Genomic DNA, 4,651 nt, shown 5'->3' with positions numbered 1-4,651 from the left:
GACATCGGGTTCTCCTTTGCGATTGCACAGCCGTCGGGATTGTCGACGTTGCTAACAGCCCGGCGGATTCACTGGTGTGTTAACGCGACCCTGACATAGGCCATCTGGCCTGGTCCAGCCGTTTAAATTGCCAATTGCGGCAACACTTACCGGCACGTTTGCCAATACTGCGAAGATTCGACGGGCGAGAACGCGTTCTAGTTACCGCGGCAGGGTTACCGGCCGGTAACAACTCCCCGCTGGTCAGCCGGGTCATCCATCGGGTTGACACGCGGCTAACCGAGGTAACCGCAGCCGGGCTAGAGCGGGAAGATTGCGGCGAGTGCCTTGACCTCGTCGCCGACCGCGTATGTGAGGGTTCTAACAGTGCGATCGACCAGATCCGGGCCGAACCGGTCGGTGGACCCGGGCGGGTGGACGTGCGAGATGATCTCCAGCTTGTCGCCGAGTGCGACCGGCGCCTCGTGCTCGAGAGCCACTCGCAACGGAGCGGCCAGCAACTCGGGGCACCCGGACAGGTAGTCCTCCACCACGCTCCAGTACACCGAGTTGTTCATGTGGTCGAACAGGTCGATATCGGTGAATCGCACCGGGTATTCGTGGATCTCGGCCGCGTCATCGCGACCGCCCGCCTTCAGGTACGCCTTCCAGCGCAGCCGGTCGACGCTGGTGGTCCGCTGCAGTCCGGCGATGAAGTCGTCGGCGATCCGCGCCGGGCCCTGCGTCTCCCGGTTGATGTTGATCCAGAACGCCTCGGATTCGACCAGGCCGCCCTTGCGCCCGTCGATGCGAACCCGCATCTCGCACCAGCGGTTCGACGTCCCCGAACACCAGCGGCGCACCCGCAGCATGTCCTGGAACTCGATCGGCCGGACCAGGTCGATCATGGTCCGCCGGACGATCCACAACGGATGGGTGGCCTCGAAACCCAGCTCGCGCAGCTGATCCTGACCGATGTCCTGGATGTGCCGGGCGGCCGCGTCGAACCGCAGCCGGCCAGCGCGGTCGATATCGGCCACCCGCAGCGGCCACTGCCGGTCGAAGACGTCGGGGTGCGGGTCGGGAACCGGCATCAAAACCTTGCCCAGGCCGCTGCGCTGCCCCGCTTCGTTTGCTGCCATCCGCTCCCCTGATCCCCGGTTGCCGCCCAGCGTGATCATGCCAAAGGCGCGGGCACGCCATCAAACGCGCGGCCGTTGCCAACGCTGCGAAGAGGGTCTTCGCAGCGGGTACGGTGGCGGGATGGCGAAGACCTACGCCGGCTCCCGGGTGCGTAAACTTCGTAGCGAACGCGGGCTGAGCCAGGCGGCGCTGGCCCAGTTGCTGGAGATCTCGCCGAGCTACCTCAACCAGATCGAGCACGACGTGCGGCCGCTCACCGTGCCGGTGCTGCTGCGGATCACCGAGGTGTTCGGGGTGGACAGCACCTTCTTCGCATCCCGCGACGAAACCCGGCTGGTCGCCGAGCTGCGCGAGGTCACCCTGGACCGCGACCTCGACGCCGACGCCGACCTGGGCGAACTCACCGAGCTGGTCGGCTCCCACCCCAAGCTGGCCCGGGCGATGGTGGGACTGCACCGCCGGTATCGGATCACCACCGCCCAGCTGGCCGCCGCGACCGAGGAGCGGCATTCCGACGGCAGCGGCACCGGCGCGATCACGATGCCGCACGAGGAAGTCCGCGACTACTTCTACCAGCGGCAGAACTACCTGCACGAACTCGACACCGCCGCCGAAGACCTGGCCACCCAGATGCGCCGACACCAGGGCGAGTTGGCCGTCGAGCTGGCCAACCGGCTCACCGACGTGCACGGCGTGCACATCAACCGACGGATCGACCTGGGCGAAACCCTGCTGCACCGGTACGACGCGCAGACCCGAACGCTGGACATCAGCAACCACCTGTCCTGGGGGCAGCGGGTGTTCAAGATGGCCGCCGAGCTTGCCTACCTGGAGTTCGACGGCCTGATCGACGAGATGGTCACCGCCGGCAAGTTCACCTCCAAGGATTCGCGCACGCTGGCCCAGCTGGGGCAGGCCAACTACTACGCCGCGGCGATCGTGTTGCCGTACGGGCAGTTCCACGACAGCGCGGAGAAGTTCCGCTACGACATCGAGCGGCTCTCGGCGTTCTACCGGGTCTCCTACGAGACCACCTGCCACCGGCTGTCCACCCTGCAGCGACCGTCGATGCGTGGCGTCCCGTTCTCGTTCGTCCGGGTTGACCGGGCAGGGAACATGTCGAAACGCCAGTCCGCCACCGGGTTCCACTTCTCGTCCAGTGGCGGCACCTGCCCGCTGTGGAACGTCTACGAGACGTTCGCGAACCCGGGAAAGATTCTGGTGCAGATCGCCGAGATGCCCGACGGACGGAAGTACCTGTGGGTGGCGCGCACCGTCGAACGCCGCGCCTCCCGGTACGGCCAGCCGGGTAAGATGTTCGCGATCGGGCTGGGCTGCGAACTGCGGCACGGTCACCGGCTGGTCTACTCCGACGGGCTGGATCTGTCCGGCGGGAACGCCACCCCGATCGGCGCCGGCTGCCGGGTCTGCGAACGGGACAACTGCCCGCAGCGGGCGTTCCCCGCGCTCGGCCGCGACCTCGATCTTGACGAACACCGCAGCACCGTGTCGCCGTACCTGGTAAAGCAACAGGGATGAAAGACGTAGCGCGCATCCCCGCCGCTCCCGGCCTCCGCGACCTGGGCGTCGTCAACTGGGTGCTCTGCAAGCTCGCGGCCCGCCGCGAATCGGTGCCGCGCATGCACCTGTTCACCACCCTGGGCCAGCACCGGCGGATGATGTGGTTCTGGCTGCCGTTCGGCGGGATCCTGCTGTACGGCGGCAGGCTGCCCAAGCGCGACACCGAGCTGGTGATCCTGCGCGTCGGCCACCTGCGCGACTGCGAGTACGAACTCCAGCACCACCGCCGCATCGCCCGCAAGGCCGGCCTCGACGACGTGACCCAGGCCCGCATCTTCGCCGGGCCCGGCGCCGACGGGCTGACCGACCGGCAGCGGACACTGCTCATCGCCGCCGACGAACTGGTGGGCACCCGGACGCTGTCGGACACCACCTGGCAGGCGTTGGCGCAGCACCTCGACCGGCCCCGGCTGATCGAGTTCGCCATGCTGACGACCCAGTACGACGCACTGGCGGCGACGATGAGCGCGCTGCGAGTACCGCTGGACTATCCCGAGTGACGCCGCTGTTCCGACACGACCTCGCAACCGCCGGAGGTGGAACACTTCTCATCGCCGTTGTCCTCACCGTGATCGGACGGCTGCTGCTGCGAATCGGAGCGGGTCCGATGGTCACCCGGAAGATTCCGCACGCGCTCTGCGGGGTGTTCGCCGCGCTGGCCGCCTTCCAGTTGTCCGGCAAGGCGGTGGTGGTCGGCGTTCTCGCCGTCGCCACGGTGGCGCTGGCGTTCATCGTGGAGAAGGGCCTGGTACCGGTCTCGGGCGTCTTCGACGGCACCCGGTCCCGCGATTACGGGCTGGTCGGGTTCGCCGGCGGTGCCCTCGTCGCGGTGCTGGCTTTCTGGCCGGACCGGGTCGCGATCGCCGGCGGCCTGCTGGTGCTCGGGCTGGCCGACGCCGGGGCGGCGCTGGTCGGCAACCGCTTCGGCCGGATACAGGTGGCCGCCAGCGGGGCGGTGCGCTCGCTGGAGGGATCGGTCGTCTTCGTGGCGCTGTCGTTCGCGGTGTCGCTGGCATGTTGCGTGGTCGGTTTCAAGACGAGCATTTCGGTGGCCGTCGCGATTTCGGTGTTCATCGCGGTGACGACGGCTGCCATGGAGCTGATCGTGGTGCCGGCGCTGGACAACCTGCTGATCACCCCGTGGGTCGCCATGGCGTTGCAGCTCGGCCACACGCTGCCGGCCGCGGATGCGCTGCGCTGGGTGATCGCGACCGGCTTCGGCTGCGCGATCGTCCCGTTTCTGGTGCGGTTCGGTTGGCTGGACACCCCCGGCTCGATCGGCGGCGGGCTGGTGGCGGCGACCGCGGTTGCGCTGGCCGGCTGGGTCTGGCTGCTGCCGGCCGCCGTCTTCTTCGCCGTCACCAGCCTGCTGACCGCGTACCGGCGGCCGGCCAAGACCGGCAGTCTGCGGGGCTTGAGTCAGGTGATCGTGAACGCCGCACTGCCGCTTATGGCCCCGGCGGTCGGCTACGCGCTGACCGGCGACCGGGTCTGGTTCGCGGTGTACATCGGCGGGATCGCGGCCTCGATCGCGGACTCCTGGGCCTCCGAAATCGGGCGCTTCTCAACGCGAATGCCGCTCTCGCTGCGCACCGGCCGACCGGCCCCGAAGGGCACCTCGGGCGCGGTCTCACCACTGGGATCGGCGGCGTCGGTGCTCGGGGCGCTGGCGGTCGGCGGCTTCGGTGCGCTGTTCACCGGTCCGGTGATCGTCGTGGTCGGCCTGGTTTCCGGGATCGCCGGATCGCTGGTGGATTCTCTGCTCGGCGCCACGGCGCAAGGCCGCTTCGTCTGTCCGGCGTGTCAGACCACCGTGGAAGACCGCACCCACTGCGACGTGCCGGGCCGGTCGCTCTCCGGATGGCGGTGGCTGGACAACGACGTCGTCAACGTCTGCGCGAATGTGACCGGGATGGTCGTCGCCTTCGGTGTCATGGAACTGGTCCGA

4 protein-coding genes are annotated in these 4,651 nt (G+C 68.3%); 3 read left to right on the top strand and 1 reads right to left on the bottom strand.

Features of this window, described 5'->3' with window-relative positions; genetic code table 11:
* Positions 1–299 precede the first annotated feature (299 nt).
* Positions 300–1,121 carry an acyl-ACP thioesterase domain-containing protein gene (locus AC2VNT_RS07980; protein ID WP_486946342.1) on the bottom strand — a complete coding sequence of 274 codons (822 nt, stop codon included), beginning with the start codon at positions 1,119–1,121 and terminating at the stop codon, positions 300–302.
* A gap of 121 nt (positions 1,122–1,242) precedes the next feature.
* On the opposite strand from AC2VNT_RS07980, the gene ramB reads away from it, so the two are divergent.
* The 3 genes from ramB to AC2VNT_RS07965 all read left to right on the top strand — a co-directional run.
* Positions 1,243–2,661: an acetate metabolism transcriptional regulator RamB gene (ramB, locus tag AC2VNT_RS07975; RefSeq protein ID WP_486946341.1), complete on the top strand. Its 1,419-nt coding sequence runs from the start codon at positions 1,243–1,245 to the stop codon at positions 2,659–2,661.
* Positions 2,658–3,203: a carboxymuconolactone decarboxylase family protein gene (locus AC2VNT_RS07970; protein WP_486946340.1), complete on the top strand. Its 546-nt coding sequence runs from the start codon at positions 2,658–2,660 to the stop codon at positions 3,201–3,203. Before ramB ends, AC2VNT_RS07970 begins: the two co-directional genes overlap by 4 nt.
* Before the next feature lie 107 nt (positions 3,204–3,310).
* A partial coding sequence (locus AC2VNT_RS07965; RefSeq protein ID WP_486946339.1) for a DUF92 domain-containing protein occupies positions 3,311–4,651 on the top strand: 1,341 nt, incomplete at its 3' end.

Source organism: Mycobacterium sp. TH-M15, from assembly GCF_057473705.1.
This window is presented reverse-complemented; position numbering and strand designations above follow the sequence as displayed.